This window comes from Castellaniella sp. MT123 (assembly GCF_039614765.1).
Classification (GTDB): Bacteria; Pseudomonadota; Gammaproteobacteria; order Burkholderiales; family Burkholderiaceae_B; genus Castellaniella.
The window spans coordinates 1,732,496-1,754,595 of the sequence record NZ_CP154879.1 but is presented as its reverse complement, the minus strand read 5'-3'; the positions used below and the strand labels follow the sequence as shown (position 1 = coordinate 1,754,595).

Genomic DNA, 22,100 nt, shown 5'->3' with positions numbered 1-22,100 from the left:
CTGTTCAGCGTTTCGACCAGTCGGGCATCGGATATTGCGGCTGGGTCAGGAACTTGCTGCCGTCGAAGATCGCCGCCGGCTTGCCGTTCTGGACCTGGATCACCGTCTGGTCCAGATGGATCTGGCCGTTTTCGGCGAACTTGATGTGCCCGTACAGGCTGCCGAAGTCGCTGGCTGCCAGGGCGGTGCGCACGGCCTTGGGATCCAGCGTGCCGGCCTTCTCGATGGCCTTGACGATGGTTTCCACGTCCGCCACGCCCGATGCCGCGTGGTAGTCGGGCTCGTAGCGGTATTGGGCGCCCCAGGATTTCGCGAACTGCGCCGCATCGCCGAACCAGTCGTCCTTCAGGTTTTCAGTGGGCAGCCAGGCCGTCATGCCGAACGCGTAGTCGGCATCCTTGCCCAGCGCCTTGCGGAAGTCCTCGCTGGGCACACCGACCGTGAATGAGTAGATCTTGGGTGAGACGTCCAGGCTCTTGGCCTGGCGGATGAAGTTCAGGATCTCGGTCTCGTGGCCGGCGACCAGCACGGCATCGGCCTGCTTGGCCTTGATCTGGGACAGCAGCGTGTTGAAGTCGCTGGCGTTCGAACTGTAGCGTTCGTCCAGGACCGTGTCCGCCCCCACGTCCTTGAGCAGAGGCCGGGTGCCCTTGGCCACGGAGACGTCGAAGGAGTCATCCGCATACAGCAGCGCGACCTTCGCGGGTTCCGGCTTCAGCTGCTTGAACATCTTGATCGTGCTGCCGAAGTAGTCGCTGGCCGGCGCCAGAGTCCCGAAGACGTATTTGAAGCCGCGGGAGAAGATCTGGTCGGACGCGCCGCCGCCTTGCACCATGGGGATCTGGTATTTTTCCGAGACGGCGGAATCCGCCAGGGCGAAGTTGCTGGCGAAGGGTCCCAGCAGGAAGTTGACCTTGTCCTGCGTCACCAGCTGGGTGTATTGCCGCACGCTGAGGTTGACGTCGGACTGGTTGTCATAGATTTTCAGCGCCAGCGTGTATTTCTTGCCGCCGACGGTGACGCCGCCCTTGCGGTTGATCTGATCGACGGCCAGTTGATAGGCGTCCTTGTAGTAGCGCCCGGTGTTGGCCACCGGCCCTGTCAATTGCACGGACGCGCCCAGCACGATCTGGTTGTCCGCCGCCAGGCTGACACCGCTGCCGAGTCCCAGGGCCACGGCGGCGGCCACACACGTCAGGCCATGCCGAAATAGGGTATGCATGGAACAGTCTCCTACGGGTTGTTTTAGGTTCCATTGTGCGCGTCCAAACGTAACAAATATCTGAACAAAACCTGACATCACCCTGAATACAACTGGAATCTGGTGCTGAACTCCCGATAACATGCCAGCAGATGTTGCCTGGGTGGCCGACGCCCGCACATGCTGAAAAGCGGCGCCGAGGGGTGCGGACAACCGTGTCGTATTGCATTAGATAATGGGAATGATTATTATTCATGAATGTTGATCGGAGTCCGACCCGACGTGCCGGAATCCAGTCGATCCCATTTTCCTCAGGAGCCGCTCCCATGGCGCAGTCTCAAGTCAGTGCATTGATCGTCGGCGCGGACCGGCTAGGCAATATTCCCGATTTGCTGCGCGACCACAATATCGCGGTCCGCCATCACATCAGCGGGCGGGATCCCGCACATCAGAAGAAAATGCCTTCGCTGCCCTCGGGGACGGATCTGGTGATCCTGCTGACGGATTTCCTGGGGCACAACGTGATGAAGACCTTCCGTGCCGCTGCGCAGCGCGCCGGCGTCCGTGTGCTGACCTGCCGGCGTTCTGTCTGCAGCATGCGGCAGGCGCTGGATCAGTGCGGCTACTGTCAGACCTGCCCACTGCGGGGGCAGGCGGATGGGTCTGTGTCGGCCGGGGTCAGGCCACACTGAGCCGTCGAGGCGGTTAGTCGTTGAAAGCGGCCGGGCGCGGTATCAGCGCCGGGCGGTCTCGTGCTTGACTTCGAGGCGTCGGGCGCCGTTATAGCGTTTACGCCAGTAGGCCATGTCCATGTTGTCGACGCGGATCGCGGCCCCGGTGCGGGGAGCGTGGACAAATTTGTGATCGCCCAGATAGATGCCGACGTGCGAGTAGCGACGGCCCAGGGTGTTGAAGAACACCAGATCGCCCCGGCGCAGTTCATTCTGTTTGATCGAGATCCCGGTCCGCGCCTGCTCGCTGGCGGTGCGCGGCAGTTTCAGGCCCAGGGACTTCTCGGCGGCATAGGCCACCAGACCGCTGCAGTCGAAGCCCTGGCCCGGGGCGTCACCGCCATAGCGGTATTTGACCCCCAGGAACTTCATGGCGGTCGTCACCAGGGTCTTCGGTGTGGACGAGGTGGGATTGGATTCCGACTGCGGGTAGTCGATCGCAAAGCTGTCTTTGCTGTCGATCCAGGCGCCGAGCGGGTCGGACTGGGTGCTGAGCAGGTAGCTGTCGCGCAGCAGATGATTCGAGAATGAAGCGTCCGCGGTCTGTTTGGGTTGGGTCGCGCATCCCGCCAGGGCCACGGCGCCGGCGCACAACATCAGTTTCAGGAAACGGGCCACGGATAGCGTGGACAGAATGTGCTGGGCTGAGGCGGAATGTGGCGGTGGCATGGGCGGTTTTTGTCGTTCTTTGGTGTCTTTCGCGGGCCTGTGTCAGGCCTGTGGCAAACGCCAGTTGAAGGTTGAAAAGCTGCCCGCCCTGCGGGCAACCGTTCGATTCTATCGGATCAAGCGGCTGGGGTAAAGGCTGTTTATTCGACCAGTCTGTGTTTCCAGACAGGCGTCCTGCCAGCCGCGCAGCGCGTTCGAGATACGCCAGGCGGGGGCCTGGCGCAGGTCGTTCAGGCTCACGCGGGCCTCGTGCGCCAGGCCCTGGCCCAACAGCCACTGACGCTCCACTCCCGGCAGCAGACCGCAGCTCGTCGGCGGCGTCAGCCACCGGCCATGGTCGTCCTGGATGTAGATATTGCAGCGGCTGCCTTCGCATAGGTCTTCGGATTGGTTGCCAAAAATCAGATCGAAATGGTCCGGGTGTGCCGCCAGCCAGCGCTGCGCCTCGGAGAACCACACGCGGTGGGTCGTTTTGTGCCGCAGCCAGGGATTGCTGGAATCCAGTGGGTCGGATGTTCCGATCGTGTCACGGGCCAGGGCGATGCGGACCGGTGTGTGTGTGTCCGGCAGCGGGCTGACTTCCAGCGACAGTTGTCCATCGGCGGCCAGCAGCAACCGGATGCGCCAGGCTGGTGCATGGTCGGCGTTACCGGCAGGTTCATCCGCTGAAGGCGGTAGGTGGTTTGTGCGGGCGGAAATCTCGGCCGTGGCCCTGGCCAAGCGATCTTCCAGGTCGTTGATGTCCAGTGGATAGTCCAGGGCGTGGGCCGAAGCCTGCAGCCGTGCCCGATGGCCCGGCCAGCGGGCAATGCGGCCCTGGCACAGGCGCATTGTCTCAATCAGGGCGGGGGGTGATGGCAAGGGTGTCATCGATCGTCCAACCATTCAGAATACGGGCCTTCCATAGGCATTCCTGCCATTCCTCGCCGGCCAGGGAGTCGGATACGATGCCGCCGCCCACGCCAAATTGCGCTTGTCCGTCGCGCAATTCGATGGTGCGGATGGCGACGTTCAGGGAAAAGTCCCCGTCAGGTGCCAGCCAGCCCACGCTGCCGCAATAAATCCCGCGCCGCCGGTCTTCCAGCGCGCGGATCGCCCGGATGGCGGCGATCTTCGGCGCCCCCGTGACCGAACCGCAGGGAAACAGGGCTTGCAGGACGTCCCGCAGCGGAACGTCGGGTGCTTCCGCCTGCACTGACGAGGTCAGGGTCCAGACCGAAGGATAGCGTTCCAGGTTGAACAGGGCAGGCACGCGAACGCTGCCAGGCACGGCGATGCGCCCCAGATCGTTGCGCAGCAGATCGACGATCATCAGGTTTTCCGCCCGGTTCTTGGCGCTGTGCAGCAGACCCTGGGCGGATCGGCTGTCGTGGGCCGGATCGGCGTGGCGCGGCGCCGTGCCCTTCATGGGCCGGGTCAGCAGCCGGCTGCCGTGACGGGCAACGAACAGTTCTGGCGACAGGGACAGGATCCAGCGGTCGCCGTCCCGGATGCAGGCAGCCTGGGCCACCGGGTGATGTTCGATCAGCTGCCGGTAGACACCTGCCGGATCCAGATCGTCCGGCCAGTCCAGTTGCAGGGGCACCGTGTAGTTGACCTGATAGTAGTCGCCGCGCGCGATGCCGGCGCGGATGCTGTCGATGGCGTGGGCATGGTCGGCTGGGGTTCGGTCGCTGCGGATCCGTCGATCCGGTTTGGTGGAGGCCGCCCAACCCGGCTGAGCGGCGGGTTCCGGCAAGGTGCGGACGTCGGTGGCCGGGCTCTCCGGCGCCCGGTCGCGGGGACCCTGTTCCCGTGCCCGGGCGAAGACCAGGGCGGTCAGCCGGGGCAGCGCCTCGGGATCGACGTCAAGGCGGGGAGTGGGCAGTGCACTGTCGTCCAGCCATTCCCCCAGTTCGTAATCCAGCAGCAGCGCCACCCAGTGGCCTGCCTGGCGCGCGGCTTCGATGGCATTCCAGGCGGCGGGCAGTTCACTTCGGTGATGCACGGCGATCCGGCCGACCGGATTGTCCAGCCGTAGCGACCAGCCGGCCAGACGGTTCTCGAACAGGCATATCGGGTCCACGTCAGGACCTGTGTCAGTACGCCGCGTCATGTCGATGCCGTAGCCCGCGACAGGAATTCGCCCAGGATCCGGCCGGTATGGGTGTCGCTGGCGCAGAGTTGTTCCGGGCTGCCCTGGGCCACGACCCGGCCGCCTTGATCGCCGCCTTCCGGACCCAGATCCACGACCCAGTCGGCTTCCGCGATCACGTCCAGGTTGTGTTCGATCACCACCACTGTGTGGCCGGCCTCGACCAGCCGGTGCAGGACACGGATCAGCTTCTCGACATCGGCGGTGGACAGGCCCACGGTGGGCTCGTCCAGAACATACAACGTGTGAGGCGTCCGCGAGGCGCGCCCGGTACGCAGAATGCCCTCGTCCAGATGCGCCTTGGTCAGTTCGGTGACGAGTTTGATGCGCTGGGCCTCGCCGCCGGACAGGGTGGGCGAGGGCTGTCCCAGCGTCAGGTAGCCCAGCCCCACGTCCTGCATCAGCTGCAGGGCGCGGGCGATCTTGCGATGCGCGGAAAAATGGCCGACGGCGTCGTCGACTTCCATGCGCAGCAGATCACCGGCGCTGCTGCCGTTCCATTGCACGCCCAGCGTTTCCTGGTTGAAGCGGGCGCCGTGGCAGGCGTCGCAGGGCACCTTGACGTCGGGCAGGAAACTCATCTCGATGGTACGCATGCCCTGGCCCTCGCATTCCGGGCAGCGGCCATCGCCGGTGTTGAAGGAAAATCGGGAGCCCGTCCAGCCGCGCAGGCGCGATTCTCGCGTGCTGGCGTACAGTTTGCGGATGTCGTCCCAGAAGCCCACATAGGTGGCGGGGCAGGACCGGGGTGTCTTGCCGATGGGGGTCTGGTCCACTTCCAGCACCCGGTCGATGGCTTCCCAGCCGCGGATATCGTGGCAACCCGTCCAGGGAACGGACAGGCGGCTGCCGACGCGACGCGTCAGGTTGTCCAGCAGGACTTCGCGCGCCAGCGTGGATTTTCCGGATCCGGACACGCCGGTGACCACGGTCAGTCGTTCCAGCGGGATGCGGGCCTGCGCATGACGCAGGTTGTGCAGGGTCGCGTCGACGATCTCAAGGGCGGGGGTGTCGTCATCCACCGGGCGGCGGCCGTTCATCGGATGGGTCAGCGGCTCGCGCAGATAGCGGCCGGTCAGGGATGCCGGGTTGGCGGCAATGTCGGCGACCGTGCCTTGGGCGACCACCATGCCGCCCCGGGTTCCGGCGCCGGGGCCGATGTCGATGACGTGCTCGGCGCGGCGGATCGTGTCTTCGTCGTGTTCCACCACCACCAGCGTGTTGCCGTTGCCTTCCAGGCGGCTCAGGGCATCCAGCAGGATGCGGTTGTCGCGCGGATGCAGGCCGATGGTGGGTTCGTCCAGGACGTAGCAGACGCCCTGCAGGTTGGACCCCAGTTGCGCGGCCAAGCGGATGCGCTGCGCCTCGCCGCCCGACAGGGTAGGGGCCGCGCGATCCAGGGCCAGGTAGCCCAGGCCCACGTCCATCATGAAGTTCAGGCGGCCCCGGATTTCCGTGAGGATGTCGCGGGCGATCTCGGCTTCGCGTCCCTGGGTGCCCAGGCCCAGGAAGAACCGCTGTGCATCGCTGACCGGCAGGGCCGCCAGTTCGGCGATGGAGCGATCATGCCAGCGAAACGCCAGGGCGACACGATTCAGCCGCTGGCCATGGCATTGCGGGCAGACCTGCAAGCCAGCCTCGCCGCCTTCCAGCCAGCCGGCTTCCTCGCCGGTCTGGTCTTCGGTGAAGCCGACCAGGGACAGGCCGGTGCCGAAGCACCCCGGACACCAGCCGTGGCGCGAGTTGTAGGAGAACAGGCGCGGGTCCGGTTCGGGGAAGCTGGTGCCGCAGCTCGGGCAGGCCCGTTTGATGGAGAAGGTCAGCAGCCCCGGATCCGCCGCCAGGCCGGCGGCGCGGCGTGCCTCGATGGTGGCGGGCCCGGCCCCGGTCAGGCCGGTCAGGACACGGAAGCTGCCGTGTCCCAGGGCCAGTGCGGCGCGCACGGCGTCGCGCAGGCCGGCTTCATCACGCACATCCACGATCAGGTCGCGCACCGGCAATTCGATGGTGTGTTCCTGATAGCGGTCCAGGCGCGGCCAGGGGCTCACGGGGATGAATTGGCCGTCCACCCGCAGGTGCGTATGCCCGTGCGATGCGGCCCATTTGGCCAGATCCGTGTAATAGCCCTTGCGGGCAATCACCAGCGGGGCCAGCAGGCCGATGTGTTCGCCGGTGTGATCGCGCAGCAGCTGCGCCACAATCTGTTCGGGTGTCTGCGGCGCCACCGGCACGTGGCAGTCCGGGCACATCTGCGTGCCCAGGCGCACGTACAGCAGGCGCAGGAAATGATGGATTTCCGTCATCGTGGCGACGGTGGACTTGCGTCCCCCCCGGCTGGTGCGCTGTTCGATCGCGACGGTCGGCGGAATGCCGTAGATGGCGTCCACGTCGGGCTTGCCGGCCGGCTGGACGATGGCGCGGGCATAGGCGTTCAGCGATTCCAGATAGCGACGCTGTCCTTCGTTGAACAGGATGTCGAAGGCCAGCGTGGACTTGCCGGAGCCCGATACCCCCGTGACGACGGTGAAGGCATTGCGCGGGATGTGGACCTCGATGCCCTTCAGATTGTGTTCCCGGGCATTCATGATGTGGATGTCCGGGCTGCCGGCCGGCACAGGCAGGCGCGTTGCCGGTTCCTTCAGGGCCAGCCCGGGATTGTCCAGCTGGCGGGCATAGTCGCTCAGCGCCTGGCCGGTATGGGATTCCGGATCCTGCATCACAGTGTCGGGGGTGCCCTGGACGAGGATGCGTCCGCCCTGGTCGCCGCCCTCGGGGCCTAGATCGACGATCCAGTCGGCGGCCCGGATCACGTCCAGATTATGTTCGATGATCAGCAGGGAATGGCCGGCCGCCAGCAGCTTGCGGAAGGCGCGCATCAGCCGCGCGATGTCGTCGAAGTGCAAGCCTGTGGTGGGTTCGTCGAACAGCAGCAGGCTGCCTTTGAGCATCCCCTGCGGCGCGCGCGACCGGGCTGCCTCGGCCAGGTGGCCCGCCAGCTTCAGGCGCTGGGCCTCGCCGCCCGACAGGGTCGGCACGGGCTGGCCCAGACGCACGTATTCCAGGCCCACGTCGGCCAGGGGCGCCAGTCCCCACTGCACGTCGCGCAGGCCCTGAAAGAAATCCAGAGCCTCGCTGACCGTCATGTCCAGCACCTCGTCGATCGAGGCCGTGCGCCCCAGGTGCTCGATGCGCACCTCCAGGATCTGCGGGCGGAAGCGGCGGCCGTTGCAGTCCGGGCAGCGCAGGTAGACGTCGGACAGGAACTGCATTTCGACGTGTTCGAAACCGGTGCCGCCGCAGCCCGGGCAGCGGCCGTCACCGGTGTTGAAGCTGAACGTGCCGGCGGTGTAGCCGCGTTCCTGCGACATGGGTGCCGCCGCGAACAGTTTGCGGATGGCGTCGAAGGCGCCGACGTAGCTGGCCGGGTTGGACCGCGCCGTCTTGCCGATGGGGGCCTGGTCCACCAGTACCACATCGGCGATCTGCTCGGCGCCCAGCAAGGCGTCGTGGTCCCCAGGCGCCTCTGTCGGGCGGCCTAGTCGTTTGAGCAGCGCCGGATACAGGACATCCTGGACCAGGGTGGACTTGCCCGATCCTGACACGCCGGTCAGGCATACCAGCCGTCCCAGCGGCAGGGAAAAGTCGATGTTCTTCAGATTGTTGGCCCGCACGCCCTGGAGCAGCAGGCGCGGGGTCTTGTCGGCGACCGGCATCGGGCGCGGGGCCTCGATGCGCAGACGGCCGCCGAAATAGCGCCCGGTCAAAGTGTCGGCGGCTGCGAGTTCGGCGGGGGTGCCGTCGAAGACGATGTGCCCGCCCCGTTCGCCAGGGCCGGGGCCGATGTCCAGCACGCGGTCGGCCGCCACCATCACCTGCGGGTCGTGTTCGACCACCACCAGCGTATTGCCGTGGTTGCGCAGGCGCTGCATGACCTGCACGATGCGGTGGATGTCGCGGGGATGCAGGCCGATCGATGGCTCGTCCAGGACGAACAGCGTGTTGACCAGGGATGTGCCCAGGGCCGTCGTCAGGTTGATCCGCTGGACCTCGCCGCCCGACAGCGTGCGGCTCTGGCGGTCCAGCGACAGATAGCCCAGCCCCACGTCGCACAGGAATCGCAGCCGGGTGCGGACCTCGTCGAGCAGCTCGTTCAGGGCCTCGTCCAGCGTCTGCCCCAGTTCGATGCCTTCGAACCAGTAGCGCACGCGCTCGATCGGCAGGCGCATCAGGTCGTGCAGCCCCAGGCCGGGCAGCGCGGCCAGCTGGTCCGCCGTCCAGCGGGCGCTTGCCGGCATGAAGCGGGGATATCCCGGGATGGCGTCCGCGTTGCGGCCCAGGCGCCAGAGCGTGGCGTCCGGCTTCAGGCGCGCGCCCCGGCAGGTGGGGCAGGGCGTGTAGCTGCGGTATTTGGACAGCAGGACTCGCACGTGCATGCGGTAGGCTTTTGTCTCCAGCCAGTCGAAGAATCGCTGGATGCCATACCATTGGTGCTTCCAGGCGGAAGGCCCGCCTTTCCAGTCCGGCGCGCCGTGGATGACCCAGGTCTTTTCGGCTGCCGTCAGGTCGCGCCAGGGGGTATCCAGGCGGATGCCGATCCGGGCGGCATAGCGTTCCATTTCCTCCTGGCATTCCTTATAGCTGGCGGTCTGCCACGGTTTGACGGCGCCCCCGCGCAGGGTGCGGGTCTCGTCCGGAACCACCAGGCCGTAATCGATTCCCATCACGCGGCCGAAGCCCTTGCAGGCTTCGCAGGCGCCCAGCGGGGAATTGAAGGAAAACGTGCTGGGCAAGGGTGTGGCGTACTCGATGTCGCAGTGCGCGCAATGCAGGCCGGCGCTGAAGCGCCAGGCTTCTTCATGATCGTCGAACAGCGCGTACACGGTCAGCCGGCCATTGCCCTGGCGCAGGGCCGTTTCCAGCGCCTCGTCCACGCGGGCGGCTTCGGCATTGCCTAGCCGGAAGCGATCCTGGATGACGTGCAGCCGGCGGGTCGTCCCCGCTACCTTGCCCTTGGAGGCACGGGCGGCTTTCGTCGTGCTTTCGCCGCTGGATCCCGGCGTCGGTTCTTCGGTGCCCTTGCCGCGATTGGCCGGATCCGTCGGGCCTGGGCTCCCGGAGGGCGCGGCCGGTTCGTGGACGCGCGTGTAGCCCTGCTGCTCCAGAAAGCCGCGCACCTCGTCCTCGGTGAAATTGCCCGGTACCGTAACAGGGAACGTGATCACCAGGCGCGGGTCGGCCGCCGCGCACAGGACGTCGAGCTGCTGCCGGATGCTGGCCGGGTTGTCGCGCACCACGGGCCGGGCGCAGCCAGCGCAGTGCAGATGACCAGCGCGGGCGTAGAGCAGTTTCAGGTGGTCGTTGAGCTCCGTCATGGTGCCGACGGTGCTGCGCGAGTTGCGCACCGGGTTGATCTGATCGATGGCGATGGCGGGCAGGATGCCTTCGATCCGGTCGACCTGCGGCTTGTCCATGCGGTCCAGAAACTGGCGCGCATAGGGCGAAAATGTTTCGACGTAGCGCCGTTGCCCCTCGGCATACAGGGTGTCGAACGCCAGCGAGGACTTGCCCGAGCCGGATACGCCGGTGACGACCAGCAGTTCACCGGTGTGGATGGTGACATCCAGGTTCTTCAGGTTGTTCTGGCGGGCGCCGAAAATACGGATGGGTGCGTTCATTGCGCCATCATAATCCGCCCCCCTGGGGGCAGGGGCGCGCGCCACGATCGGGCTGGGGTTGATCGAGATCAGTCATCGGCCGGATGGCCACAGGCCGTGGGCAGACCGAAATCTTACAGTAAACTGAATCATCCGATTCCTCTCTGGAATCGGACCTCAAACCCTTCGGAGCTCACGCCATGAAAAAGACCTGGATTGCGATTCCATTGCTCTGTGCCGCCGGGCTGGCGCAGGCTGCGGATTACCGCCTCGATCCCGACCACACCTTCGTCACGTTTGAGGTCCTGCACAACGGCACATCCACCGTCCGCGGGCGCTTCGACACGATGGACGGGCTGGTGCGGTTCGATCCGGCCGCCAAGACCGGCGATGCGCGGATCACGGTGGACATGGCTTCCATCAATACCGGCTCCAAGGGATTCGATGAACATCTGCAGACGCCGGATTTCTTCGCGGTGGCCAAATATCCGCAGGCGACATTCACCTCCACGGCATTCCGCTTCGATGGCCAGGTGGTCCGCTCGATCGACGGGACGCTGGAACTGCTGGGCCAGTCCCATCCTGTGACCCTGCAGGCGGTGCGGTTCAATTGTTACCAGAACAAGCGACTTGGCAAGGAAGTGTGTGGGGGTGATTTCCAGGCGGACCTGACGCGTAGCCAATGGGGCATGAAGTTCGGAGTGCCCGGGATTCCCGATGCGGTGCGCCTGCAGATCGAAGTCGAGGGTGTGCGTCAGTAGGCAATACCACCGGCCGTTCTTGTCACGGCAGGGCGCACATCCCGATGATCGGGCGCGCCCGCCCTCCGCCGGAATCCCGGGCCGGTATCCGGATTCCGGATCGATTTCCGATCTTTGCTAAAATAGCGCGTTTAGCTTCAAAGCCCGCCTTATCCCCAGGAGATCCTCATGGCAGAAATCAAACGCACGCGGCGCAATACGCTGGAACGCCGCTGCCTTGGCAAAGCGTTCAAGCGTCTTTTCGTGCGCGCACCCAAGGGCGTCTTCAAGATGCTGGAAAAGGTCAAGCGCGTCTGATTCGCGCCAGGCCTGCCGTATTGTTTCCATACAATTCGGCATCCGGGAAACCACGGACCTGACGGTCCGTGGTTTTTTTTTGCCGGTATCATGGAACGAAGCAAAAAGGAGGAGTTCACCGGCATGGCTTGCTGGCGTCATTTATTTTCCGTCATCACCCCCACCTTCAATCGGGCGCATACCCTGGAACGTGTCTATCGTTCGCTGCGAGAGCAGTCCTTTCAGGATTTCGAATGGGTCGTGGTGGATGATGGGTCGACCGACCATACCGGCGCTCTGGTACGTGGATGGCAGCAGGAAGCCAGTTTCCCTATCCGTTACGTCTGGCAACCCAATCAACATAAGAAAACAGCCTTCAACAACGGCGTGCGGCAAGCGCGGGGCGAATGGCTGGTCGCCATCGACAGCGACGATGAGCTCGATCCCAATGCGCTGTATCAGATGGCGCTGGTGTGGGGGCAGGTGCCTCCGGCCGAGCGTGGCCGCTATGTGGCGATCACGGGGCTGTGCGCCCGCACTGACGGACGGGTGGTGGGGGACATGTACCCCCAGGATGTCATGGACATCACCTCGCTGGACATGATCTTCCGCCAACACGTGCGGGGCGAAAAATTCGGCTGCCTGCGCACGGACGTCCTGCGACAGTTTCCGTTTCCTGAAGACATCCCTGGCTTCGTACCCGAAAGCCTGGTGTGGCGGGCCATCGCCCGTGCCGGTTACCTGACGCGTTTCGTCAATCAGGTTTTCCGTGTTTATCACGACAGCGCGGACAGTCTGTCGCGCCAGGACCGGTCGGCCGACAGCGAGCGTCATGCCATGGGCCTGTGGCTGCTGGCCCACGACACGGTGGAAAACTGCCTGCCCTGGTTCCGGTATCAGCCGCTTTCTTTTTTTGCCGCTGCCGCCCGCTATACCCGTTTTGCCCTGCATCTGCGTGCCCAGGGCGTCGCACGGCCGCAGGGGCGGCGCCTGACGCACCTGACGTCGCGGCTGCTGGTGCTGGTCATGTGGCCGGCGGGCTTGGGGTTATACCTGCGCGATCGATTGCGTGGCCCGGCAGCCCCAGCCAAAAGGCCGGTCGCCAATCTGACCACGGATCGCAAGCCTTAAGGACATCCCGGGCACGTCGTCGTGTCGCGTCCTGTCCGGAGTATCCTCAGTCTGCTTCGTCGATGTCCGTGGTGTCGTCTTCGTCGTCGGGCTGTTCGGTCGCCGACAGTTCGAAGGGCAGCAGCTCGGTCAGGTCGTCGGACCAGCCGGTTTCCTCGCCGCTGGCATCGACCTTGATGTAGCGGCTGCCGGTCAGGCTGGACAGCTGGATCGCCCACAGGAATTCACAGTCGACCGCCTGGCCGTCGCTCAGGTCCAGGCCGCCGCAATTGCCCAGGAATCGGGCGCCCGGTCCGCCCGCCTGCACGCGCGGATGCTCGTCCTCGTCGTCGGGACCCAGCGGGACGGCGAAAAGCGTCCATTCGAAGCCCTCGTCGGACTCGGTCACGATCTCGGCGATCACGGGTTTGCCCAGATAGGCGCACAGGGCGTCCGCCGTGCGACCCAGCAGGTCGGTTTCAGTGGGGGTGAAGGTCAGCGTATGGGCCATGGTGCGCACCTGGAAATCACGGAAATCGGTTTTCCGTCATTGTACTTTCCAAGGCTGGCAAGAAGTGCCTGCTGGCCTACAATCGACCCTTTATGCGGCTGAATTCCTCGGCCCGCGCTTTCACGGTTGCGCCATGGCACAGTACGTTTATTCCATGAACCGGGTCGGCAAGATCGTGCCGCCCAAACGACAGATCCTGCGGGATATTTCCCTGTCCTTCTTCCCGGGCGCCAAGATCGGCGTGCTTGGCCTGAACGGGTCGGGTAAATCCGCCCTGCTGAAGATCATGGCGGGGGTGGATAAAGACATCGAGGGCGAAGCTGTTCCCATGGCGGGCCTGCGCATCGGCTACCTGCCGCAGGAACCCCAGCTGGATCCGGAACATACCGTCCGCCAGGCCGTCGAAGCCGGCCTGGGCGAGGTCTTCGACGCCCGCAAACGGTTGGACGAGGTCTATGCCGCCTATGCCGACCCGGATGCCGATTTCGATGCCCTGGCCAGCGAACAGGCCGAGCTGGAATCCATCATTGCGGCCGCCGCCACCAGTGGCAGCGACGACATCGAAACGCAGATGGAGATCGCCGCCGACGCGCTGCGCCTGCCGCCCTGGGACGCGGTGGTCGGCAATCTGTCCGGTGGCGAAAAGCGACGGGTCGCCCTGTGCCGCCTGCTGCTGTCCAAGCCCGACATGCTGCTGCTGGACGAACCCACCAACCACCTGGACGCCGAATCGGTGGAATGGCTGGAAGTCTTTCTGCGCCAATTTCCCGGCACCGTCGTGGCAGTGACCCACGACCGCTATTTCCTGGACAATGCGGCCGAATGGATCCTGGAACTGGATCGCGGGCATGGCATTCCCTGGAAGGGCAACTACAGTTCCTGGCTGGAACAGAAGGAAGACCGCCTGAAGCACGAGGAAGCCGCCGAATCCGCCCGCCAGCGCACGATCAAAAAAGAACTGGAATGGGTGCGGCAGAACCCGAAGGGCCGTCAGGCCAAGGCCAAGGCCCGTCTGGCGCGCTTCGAGGAACTGTCCTCGCACGAATACCAGAAGCGCAACGAAACCCAGGAAATCTTCATTCCCGTGGCCGAACGCCTGGGTAACGAAGCCATCGAGTTCCGTAACGTGTCCAAATCGTTCGGCGATCGTCTGCTGATCGACGATCTTAGCTTCAAGGTCCCGCCGGGGGCCATCGTCGGCATCATCGGGCCTAACGGGGCGGGGAAATCCACGCTGTTTCGCATGATTGCCGGCCAGCAGACGCCCGATTCCGGCGAGGTCGTCCTCGGGCAGACCGTGAAGCTGGCCTTCGTGGACCAGTCGCGCGATTCCCTGCCGGACGACAAGACCGTGTTCGACGCGATTTCGGATGGCGCCGACCTGCTGACCGTGGGGCGCTTCGAGATGCCCTCGCGGGCCTATCTGGGCCGCTTCAACTTCAAGGGCGGCGACCAGAACAAGCTCGTCGGCAAGCTGTCCGGCGGCGAGCGCGGCCGCCTGCACCTGGCCAAGACCCTGATCACCGGGGGCAACGTCCTGCTGCTCGACGAGCCGTCCAACGACCTGGACGTCGAAACCCTGCGCGCCCTGGAAGACGCTCTGCTGGAATTCGCCGGCTGCGTCCTGGTCATCAGCCACGACCGCTGGTTCCTGGACCGGATCGCCACCCACATCCTGGCCTTCGAGGGGGATTCGAAAGTCGTGTTCTTCGATGGCAACTACCAGGAATACGAGGCCGACAAGCGTCAGCGCCTGGGCGAGGAAGCCGCCAGGCCGCACCGGATCCGCTACAAGGCGCTGAAATGAGGACCGCATCCATGTTGACCGCATCCGCCAGCCTGCTGCTGATCGTCGACATGCAGGACAAGCTGCTGCCGGCGATCCATGACACAGATGCTCTGCGAGGTCGTGTGGCGCGCCTGGCGCAGGTGGCCCGTCTGCTGTCCGTGCCGGTCTGGGCGACCGAGCACTGGCCGCAAAAGATCGGCGCGACCCACGCCGATCTGGCCCTGCATGTGGATCGGGTCGTTTCCAAGACCCACTTCAACGCCTGTCGCGAGGTGGACTTCCTGGCGCATTGGTCCGCAGGCCGCACCCGCATCCTGCTGACCGGCACCGAAGCGCACATCTGCGTGCTGCAAACCGGCCTTGGGCTGGCGCAGGCCGGGTATGAACCGGTCCTGGTGCTGGACGGCATCGGTTCCCGGCGCACGTCCGACCAGCTCGCCGCCAGCGAGCGCTGGCGCCATCATGGTCTGGAGACCGTCACCTCCGAAATGGCCATCTACGAGTGGCTGGAAACCCCCGCCCATCCGGCATTCCGGGATGTGTTGAAGCTGGTGAAATAGGGCACAGGAATACCTGTCGCGGACTGAAACGGGTTTTTTTACGACAGATTCCTGGATCTCCCTGTTACAGGCGCATGGACAGGCCAGGCACGGGGTCCGGCGTGTCGCTGTTACAAGTCTCATTCCTGGTCATCAGGGTTCACAGTTCTCACAACCGTGATGGTTTATAAAAGACTTAATGGCACTGTAGGGTGCTTGACATCCATGGCTGCCGGCGGCCCGATCATTCCAATGGCTGATGCGCCGACCTGGCAGGGAGCACGAAAAGGAGAATCCACCATGCAAATCACGACGATTGGAAAACTGGGTGCCGTTCTGGTATTGGCCGCCTCTATGGCAGGCTGTTCTTCCTGGGACAACATGAGCCATCGCCAGAAGTCGGCCGTCACCGGCGCCGGCCTGGGCGGTGTGGCGGGTGCTGTGATCACGGGCGGCGGCATCCTGGGTACGGTTGGTGGTGCCGCCATCGGCGGCGTCATCGGGGATCAGATCGGCAAGAACCGCTGATTTCTTCCGGAAGGGGCATTGCCCGCGCCCTTTCGATATTGTGCTGAAAGCCTGATTCAAATCCGGCTTTGCACCTCGCCCCAGCAGGTGGATTCCGATCCGGCCCGCTGGGGCGGTTTTTTATGGATGTTTCCCGTCGGGAGATTCCTGCCCGCCACCAGATCTGCCTGCCATTTGTCTGGCCTGTTCAGAGCAATCCCAGGATTTCCTTTTCCAGCTGGCCGTTGGCGATGCATTGCGTGGATTGCTCGAAGCCTGGGAAGGTGCCACGCGAACTGGTGGTGAAGGCGATCGTGTCGCTGACTGGTTCGTAATGCCGACCCACCACATTGCCGACGTGGATCGTGCGCGTTAGTTGATACAGGGTGTTCACCGTGACTCGCGTCCGGTTGCGCCCGTCGCGCTGAAATATCACGTTGATAGCCCCGCCGAGTTCCAGACGGCGGTCCACCTCGTACAGATTGCCCCGCATCAGCTGTTCATAGACCTGATGGCCGGATGCCGCTGGAAACTGGTAGATGCGTCTGGCAGGTGAGCGGGGATTAACCACCATGGATTCCACCTGCCCGCAATCCAGATAGCGTTCCGGATTGCCCGTCAGGTCGAGGCTGACGACGCCGGCTGCCCTGTCCATGCTGGCCACGACCAGATTGTGACGTTCGAATGACTGGATGGATGCCGCCCAGGCCCGGTCGAATGGCTGGTTCAGGGTCTTGTCATGGGCCCCGACCTGCTGGACGGCCGGACCGGTGTAGGTCAGCCGGCCGGCGCATCCGACCAGAATTGCTGCAAAGGCAATCGCAACGATGGTCCTGATCATCCGCTTCTCCTGGTGCGGGGTTTGTCGTGCCATTCGGACGGCGTCATCCCGGTGTGTTCCGATATGTCGGTTTTTGTGGCTCAGGATATCGAAGCCCTGTTTGTGGCGCAATCAGGCATCACGAGGGCCGAAATCTTTCAGGGGACTGAAAAGCAGTATGTATCTTATTTTTGCATGGATGAAACCTGAAGACTGCTAATCGAGACATCAATTTTCCTGTTAGAAAAATTTTTTATGTCATTAAGCCATTGATAAATAATAATATGTTAAATAACGACACTTTCCTTAGGGCTTTCCCCATCAGGAGTTTGGCCGTGTTTCATTTGAATAATTTTGTTGTAGCCTGTGTTTGCCTGTGTCCATTTTGTCCTGTTTCTTTTCCATTTTCTGGGGCATACGGGGCCGGGTCCTTTCTGACCGACATTTGGAGAAGCAAACATGTACACACAACTATGCACGAAGCTGTGGGTTGCGATGGATGGTTTGAAGCGCGACGAGCGTGGGGTGGCGGCGATTGAATATTCGATACTGGCGGCACTGATCATTATTGCGCTCGCGACAGCTATCGGGACTGACTTTTTTACGCCCTTTTTTACCCATATCCAAGACCTCTTTAACGCAAAGGCACCTGTTTAATCCACCGTCAGTTGAGCCATCACATTGCGGCGGGAAGCCCGCTTTGATATCGCCGAGCACCATATTTTCCGCTCTCCCCGCTTGTCTGCTGGTTCTGTTGGTGGGCGAGGATTTGAGTCGGCGACGCTTGGCGAACCGTAAGGTGGGAATTTATGCGCTGTTGTTTCTCGTCCATGCCTACTTGGTTGAGCTGACGCTCGGTCAAGTAGGCGGGCATCTCGTCATAGCGGGTTTAGCTTTTCTGGTGTTCCTTGGCCTCTTCGTGATCGGTGCGATGTCAGGAGGAGATGTCAAGCTGGGGGCCGCAGTGATGTTATGGGCGGGACCGTCTTTTGTGATTCCGACAGTTGCTGTCATCGCTTGGTCCGGGGGGGTGGTGGCTGTATTGGGTTGGTTGGTTGACCTCGGCTGGACTCGGCGCGAGGCGTGTGCCAGCCGTTCGCTGAACCGATGGCGCCAAGCACTTTCGGCTCGTCGAGGGGTGCCTTATGGGGTGGCACTGGCAGCGGGGGGACTATATGTGTTGTGGCAGCGAATGTAGCGCTTGTATGCAGAAAGACGGTTGTGGCCTGTTGCAGTCGTAACCCATACGGGTGTGGATCCAGATCTTCACGGGTCTCACCCAGGCAAACGTAGGAATCTTGAACCATGACCTCTGTGCTGAAATTCGCCCTGATTCTGTTTGCGGCTGCGATCCTGGCAATGGGTGCGCGGGCCATGTATATCAGCAGCCTGAACAGGCCCGCGGCGCCAGACCCCGAAGTCAGGATCCGGGTCACGGCGGCTGCTCTGCCTGCCGGGCTGTTGTTGCGGGATGGTGACCTGACCTGGCAGGCGGTGCCGCGCAACAAGGTGCCTAAGGATGCAATGGTGGAGGGCACTCAGCAGCCCGCCGTGCATGGCGCATTGCTGCGCCACGCCATGACGGCCGGCAGCACCCTGCATCCCAGCGACATGATTCTGCCTGATGCGCCTGGATTTCTGGCTGCGGCCCTGAAGCCGGGCATGCGTGCCGTATCCGTGCCCATCAATGATGTGTCCGGCAATGCCGGGCTGATTCAGCCCGGCGATTACGTGGACATGATCCTGACCCAGCAGATGGGGCGACGGGGCGATACCGGCCTGGACAAACATAAGGTCGTCAGCGAAACCGTGCTGGAACGCACCCGCGTCATCGCGGTCGGCTCCAGTTTCCAGCGGGAAACCGATAACGCCAAAGCCGGCCGGGCCCGTACCGTGACCATCGAGGTCGAGCCGCGGACGGCGGAAGCCGTGACCGTCGCAGCCGAACTGGGCACTCTGTCGCTGTCCCTACGCAGCTTTGCCACGACGGATCGGGCTGTAGCCATGGGCACGGGGGTGCAGAACCCCAGCGCGTCCGTGGTGGCCTGGAACAAGGAGACGGAGGGATCGCAGGACGGCCCGGTCTGGGGTAGCGACGTGTCGCGCGTCCGCCTGGTCGGTCCGGTCGAAGAGACGAAGGAATCCAAGGGGACCCCGCGCCGCATTGTCATCATGCGGGGAAATGCAAAGCAGGAACAGGAGCTCGGCCTCTATGCGCAGTAAACCGATGTGCTTATCCCGGGTCCGCGTGTCCATGGCGTCGGCGCTGGTTGCGGGATCCCTGATGTTGAGTCCCTGGGCTGCCCAGGCCCTGTCACTGTCCATTGGTGCCGGTCAACTGGTCCACACCCAGGCGGATGCGGCTACGGTTTTTGTGGCAGATCCGGAAATCGCCGATATCCAGGTGCCCAGCCCCGGTGCCATCCTAGTGCTGGGGCGCCGTGCCGGCACGACAACCTTGTATGCGCTGGATGCTTCCGGCCAGCAGGTGCTGCGCGAGCAGGTCGTCGTGCGGCACAACCTGGCGGAACTGCAGACCATCCTGCGGCAACGCTTTCCGGCCTTGCGCCTGGCGCTGGAATCCGCCCCGGGCTCGTTGATGGTCAGCGGCTCGGCCCCGGACGCGGAAACGACCGACGCTGTGGCCAACACCATCCGCCCGTATCTGGGGGAAAAGGATCAACTGATCAATCGGGTCAGCGTCACCAGCCCCACTCAGGTCTATCTGCGGGTGCGAGTGACCGAAATGTCCAAGGCCATCACGCAGAAACTGGGTATCAACTGGCAGGTGGTCGCCAGCCCGGGCCAGTTCGTGACTGGACTGATCGGGGGACGTGATTTCCTGCGTACCGTGGGTGGTCAATCCACATACATGCTGCCGTCCGAAGGGTTTTCCTTTTTGGGCGGGTATTCCAAGACGGGTGCGCCGGCCCAGGCCATGATCGACATCCTGGACAAGGAAGGCCTGATCAGCGTGCTGGCCGAACCCAACCTGACGGCGGTCTCAGGGCAGACCGCTAGTTTCCTTGCAGGGGGGGAATTTCCGGTGCCGGTCAAGCAGGACAACGATGCCATGACGGTCGAATTCAAGCCGTTCGGGGTGGCGCTGGATTTCACCCCCACCGTGCTGGGGGATGATCGGATCAGCCTGAAGGTGCGCCCCGAAATCAGCGAGATCGACCCTAATGCCAGCATCGTGATGGACAGGCTGGTGATTCCGGGCATCCGCGTGCGGCGGGTGGAAACCACGGTGGAAATGGCCAGTGGTCAAAGCTTCGCGATCGGTGGTCTGCTGCAGAACAATATTGCCGACGTGGTCAGCAAGATCCCCGGCCTGGGGTCGATCCCGGTGCTGGGCAAACTGTTTTCATCGTCCGATTATCAGAATAACAAGAGCGAACTGGTGATCATCGTCACTCCGTATCTGGTGCGCCCGACCAGTCCGGATCAGCTGACGACGCCAATGGCCAGCATGCGGGCCAATTCGGATATCGAATTCGTGTTGCAGCACAGCGTCGGCTATGACCCGCTGAAGGGCAATGTGCCGCGCCTCAGCGGCTCGGCTGGTTTCGTCTACTGACCAGGGGGCGTCATGACCTCATATCCCATTCATTTCCATTCCCCCTTGCGTTGGCTGGTCGTGTGCGGGTCGATTGGTCTGCTGGCAGGGTGTTCCTTTCCCAAACGGGACTACAGCTTCGTGCCGGATGCGTCGGTAATCCAGGTGCAACTGAAGGACGGGCGCTGGGTGGCGGTGCCGCCGGATTGCGCCAAGCTGTTCACGGAACCGCCGCGGTCCCTGTATGACAGCCGGCCGCAGGTGCCCTATGGCTGCGCGACTTATACCAACCTGGCCAACAGTGTGGCGAACCCCAGGGATCTGGTGGCGCCGGGCACGTACGAGGGGCAGCAGGCAGACAGTGCCGCTGGTGCCGTGAAACGGTATCGCGACAATAAGGTGACACCGCTACGGGAGACCAATTCGACGAAGAAGCCCAGCAGCAGCGGCAACAGCAGCAGCAACAGCTACGGCAATTAGGACGACACCATGGCGATCGTGAGCAAGGACAAGGAAATATCCCGGTTGTATACCTTCGCCGCTTTCGTACTGGATGAGTCCAGCGAGGAGGAACTCCAACGGACCTTTCGCACGGATACATTGAGCGATACCCATGTAGCCCGGGGCGGTATTGATGAGGCAATCACCTGGCTGCGGAAACATGGAAGGTCTCCACAGCGCCTGCTGGTGGATATTTCCGGATCGAGTCGGCCGCTCGATGATCTGGATCGGCTGGCCGATGCATGCGAGCCGTCGGTGGAAGTCTATGTCGTGGGCGATCGCAATGATGTCGGGTTGTACCGGAATCTGCTGACGCGCGGCATCCAGGACTATCTGGTCAAGCCGCTCAGCCCTGAACTGGTCCGCCGGGTCACCGAGCACGCCGCTCCTAATCGGCAGCGCGGGCGCCACGGCAAATGTGTGACTGTACTGGGCACGCGCGGTGGCGTCGGTGCGACGACGGTGGCGGCACATCTGGCGCGTACCCTGGCTCAGGGCGGCACGCGCCGTCGCGTCGTCTATCTGGACCTGAACGTCCACGACGGTTGCGGGGCTGGGATTCTGGGGCGTCCAGGTGGCAATGCCCTGCTGGATGTGCTGGGTAATATCGACCGCCTGGACCAGCAGTATCTGGAACGGACCCTAGCCGATGCTGGCAATGGCCTGTACGTACTGGCCGCCGAGCTGGATTATTCCGAGGATTTCCGGCCGGGTCCCGGTGTGCTCGGCAAGTTGCTGGATACGCTGTGCCGGCATTTCCATTATGTGGTTCTGGATATCCCCCAGCGGGGCGGCGCCCTGGCCTCTGAAGCCCTGCAATACGCGGCGATGGTCTGCCTGGTGACGGATACCTCTGTGCATTCGGCACGCACACTGACGCGGCTGACTCGCTATATCGGCTCACGGCCGAATCCGCCGACGGTGATGAACTTGCTGAACCATCCGCAACCGGCATCCCGGCATCGGGTGCAGGCACAGGATTTCATCAAGGCCACCGACCTGTCCATTCAGGTGCGGATCGCCTATGACACCAAGGCGCCGGCGCTGGCCGAGAATCTGGCGCAGGAACTGTCGGCCGGCAGTGAGTTTGCCCATGGCGTTCAGGAACTGGCCAATCTGGTGACCGGAGAGGGGTTCAACCAGACCGATCAGGCCTGGTGGCGCCGTCTGGCAAGGAAGACGGCATGAACTTCGGACGCAAGCCTTCATCCGCCGCGCAGGTAGCCGAGCCAGACCGTGGGTCTGGGCCCGATGCGGTATCGACGCAGGTCGTCAGTTTGATGGCCGGCGACGGGCATGCTGCGGATTCTGCCGTTGTTCCGACGGACGAGAATCGAT

Annotated in this window: 19 protein-coding genes; 12 read left to right on the top strand and 7 right to left on the bottom strand. The window is 63.5% G+C overall.

Annotated features, from left to right (window positions below):
- Positions 1–4 precede the first annotated feature (4 nt).
- Positions 5–1,222 carry an amino acid ABC transporter substrate-binding protein gene (locus ABCV34_RS08205; protein WP_345795739.1) on the bottom strand — a complete coding sequence of 406 codons (1,218 nt, stop codon included), beginning with the start codon at positions 1,220–1,222 and terminating at the stop codon, positions 5–7.
- 305 nt (positions 1,223–1,527) lie between these two features.
- On the opposite strand from ABCV34_RS08205, the gene ABCV34_RS08200 reads away from it, so the two are divergent.
- Positions 1,528–1,893, top strand: coding sequence for a DUF2325 domain-containing protein (locus ABCV34_RS08200; RefSeq protein ID WP_345795738.1), 366 nt, complete (start codon positions 1,528–1,530; stop codon positions 1,891–1,893).
- Between the two features lie 42 nt (positions 1,894–1,935).
- On the opposite strand, the gene ABCV34_RS08195 is transcribed toward ABCV34_RS08200, so the two are convergent.
- From ABCV34_RS08195 to uvrA, 4 genes are all read right to left on the bottom strand, one after another.
- On the bottom strand, positions 1,936–2,601 hold the full coding sequence (locus ABCV34_RS08195; protein WP_345795737.1) for a C40 family peptidase: 666 nt from the start codon (positions 2,599–2,601) through the stop codon (positions 1,936–1,938).
- A 108-nt stretch (positions 2,602–2,709) separates the two neighbouring features.
- Positions 2,710–3,432, bottom strand: coding sequence for an aminotransferase class IV (locus tag ABCV34_RS08190; RefSeq protein WP_345795736.1), 723 nt, complete (start codon positions 3,430–3,432; stop codon positions 2,710–2,712).
- A 4-nt stretch (positions 3,433–3,436) separates the two neighbouring features.
- Positions 3,437–4,696, bottom strand: a complete 1,260-nt coding sequence (gene pabB, locus ABCV34_RS08185; protein WP_345795735.1) for an aminodeoxychorismate synthase component I — start codon at positions 4,694–4,696, stop codon at positions 3,437–3,439.
- Complete coding sequence (gene uvrA, locus ABCV34_RS08180; protein ID WP_345795734.1) at positions 4,693–10,410, bottom strand: excinuclease ABC subunit UvrA; 5,718 nt, start codon at positions 10,408–10,410, stop codon at positions 4,693–4,695. The genes pabB and uvrA overlap by 4 nt, the downstream gene beginning before the upstream one ends.
- Before the next feature lie 179 nt (positions 10,411–10,589).
- Between uvrA and ABCV34_RS08175 the strand changes: the two genes are divergently transcribed.
- From ABCV34_RS08175 to ABCV34_RS08165, 3 genes are all read left to right on the top strand, one after another.
- The gene (locus ABCV34_RS08175; RefSeq protein WP_345795732.1) at positions 10,590–11,150 is read left to right on the top strand and encodes a YceI family protein; all 561 of its coding nucleotides are present in this window, start codon (positions 10,590–10,592) and stop codon (positions 11,148–11,150) included.
- Positions 11,151–11,318: 168 nt separating this feature from the next.
- Complete coding sequence (locus tag ABCV34_RS08170) at positions 11,319–11,447, top strand: hypothetical protein (protein ID WP_003803595.1); 129 nt, start codon at positions 11,319–11,321, stop codon at positions 11,445–11,447.
- Between the two features lie 123 nt (positions 11,448–11,570).
- Positions 11,571–12,557 (top strand): glycosyltransferase family A protein, encoded by a 987-nt coding sequence (locus ABCV34_RS08165; protein ID WP_345795731.1) that lies wholly within the window; start codon positions 11,571–11,573, stop codon positions 12,555–12,557.
- 46 nt (positions 12,558–12,603) lie between these two features.
- On the opposite strand, the gene ABCV34_RS08160 is transcribed toward ABCV34_RS08165, so the two are convergent.
- The gene (locus tag ABCV34_RS08160; protein ID WP_345795730.1) at positions 12,604–13,047 is read right to left on the bottom strand and encodes a hypothetical protein; all 444 of its coding nucleotides are present in this window, start codon (positions 13,045–13,047) and stop codon (positions 12,604–12,606) included.
- A gap of 133 nt (positions 13,048–13,180) precedes the next feature.
- Between ABCV34_RS08160 and ettA the strand changes: the two genes are divergently transcribed.
- From ettA to ABCV34_RS08145, 3 genes are all read left to right on the top strand, one after another.
- Entirely contained in the window at positions 13,181–14,854 is a 1,674-nt protein-coding gene (gene ettA / locus ABCV34_RS08155) for an energy-dependent translational throttle protein EttA (protein WP_345795729.1), read from the top strand.
- 11 nt (positions 14,855–14,865) lie between these two features.
- Positions 14,866–15,396 (top strand): isochorismatase family protein, encoded by a 531-nt coding sequence (locus ABCV34_RS08150; protein WP_345795728.1) that lies wholly within the window; start codon positions 14,866–14,868, stop codon positions 15,394–15,396.
- A gap of 279 nt (positions 15,397–15,675) precedes the next feature.
- Positions 15,676–15,903, top strand: a complete 228-nt coding sequence (locus ABCV34_RS08145; protein WP_345795727.1) for a glycine zipper 2TM domain-containing protein — start codon at positions 15,676–15,678, stop codon at positions 15,901–15,903.
- Positions 15,904–16,090: 187 nt separating this feature from the next.
- On the opposite strand, the gene ABCV34_RS08140 is transcribed toward ABCV34_RS08145, so the two are convergent.
- Positions 16,091–16,723: a hypothetical protein gene (locus ABCV34_RS08140; RefSeq protein ID WP_345795726.1), complete on the bottom strand. Its 633-nt coding sequence runs from the start codon at positions 16,721–16,723 to the stop codon at positions 16,091–16,093.
- A gap of 438 nt (positions 16,724–17,161) precedes the next feature.
- Between ABCV34_RS08140 and ABCV34_RS08135 the strand changes: the two genes are divergently transcribed.
- The 5 genes from ABCV34_RS08135 to ABCV34_RS08115 all read left to right on the top strand — a co-directional run bounded on the left by ABCV34_RS08135 (position 17,162) and on the right by ABCV34_RS08115 (position 21,950).
- On the top strand, positions 17,162–17,359 hold the full coding sequence (locus ABCV34_RS08135) for a Flp family type IVb pilin (protein WP_345795725.1): 198 nt from the start codon (positions 17,162–17,164) through the stop codon (positions 17,357–17,359).
- Between the two features lie 648 nt (positions 17,360–18,007).
- Positions 18,008–18,925, top strand: coding sequence for a Flp pilus assembly protein CpaB (gene cpaB / locus ABCV34_RS08130; RefSeq protein WP_345795724.1), 918 nt, complete (start codon positions 18,008–18,010; stop codon positions 18,923–18,925).
- The gene (locus tag ABCV34_RS08125; RefSeq protein WP_345795723.1) at positions 18,915–20,282 is read left to right on the top strand and encodes a type II and III secretion system protein family protein; all 1,368 of its coding nucleotides are present in this window, start codon (positions 18,915–18,917) and stop codon (positions 20,280–20,282) included. The genes cpaB and ABCV34_RS08125 overlap by 11 nt, the downstream gene beginning before the upstream one ends.
- A 12-nt stretch (positions 20,283–20,294) precedes the next feature.
- Positions 20,295–20,741 (top strand): CpaD family pilus assembly lipoprotein, encoded by a 447-nt coding sequence (locus ABCV34_RS08120; RefSeq protein ID WP_345795722.1) that lies wholly within the window; start codon positions 20,295–20,297, stop codon positions 20,739–20,741.
- Between the two features lie 9 nt (positions 20,742–20,750).
- A complete protein-coding gene (locus ABCV34_RS08115) occupies positions 20,751–21,950 on the top strand; it encodes an AAA family ATPase (RefSeq protein WP_345795720.1) in 1,200 nt (399 codons plus the stop codon).
- The last annotated feature ends 150 nt before the right edge of the window (positions 21,951–22,100 follow it).